Here is a 237-nt window from a genome sequence, read left to right as displayed (position 1 = left end):
GCTACTATACGTTATGCCAATTATGATTTGTGTCTTTGCTATTAACTTCCCTGCAGCCCTAGCGCTATACTGGGTTGTAGGTAATTTCTTTATGATTGCGCAAACTTTCTTTATTACGAAACCTACCATTATAACCGCTGTTACGAATTCGGGGGGAGCGTAGATGTGAGAAGCGTTAAGGTAACGGGTAAAACGATTGTATAGGCCTTTCAAAATGGGCTGAGTCTAGTCGGGACT

1 protein-coding gene is annotated in these 237 nt (G+C 42.2%); it reads left to right on the top strand.

Annotation, left to right across the window (positions count from 1 at the left end; genetic code table 11):
* Nucleotides 1–163, top strand: a 163-nt coding sequence (locus Q4550_RS24050; protein WP_303536788.1) for a YidC/Oxa1 family membrane protein insertase, incomplete at its 5' end; no start/stop codon positions are given.
* Between the last annotated feature and the right edge of the window lie 74 nt (nt 164–237).

This window comes from Anaerobacillus sp. 1_MG-2023 (genome assembly GCF_030547345.1).
GTDB lineage: Bacteria > Bacillota > Bacilli > Bacillales > Guptibacillaceae > Guptibacillus > Guptibacillus hwajinpoensis_B.
This window is presented reverse-complemented; position numbering and strand designations above follow the sequence as displayed.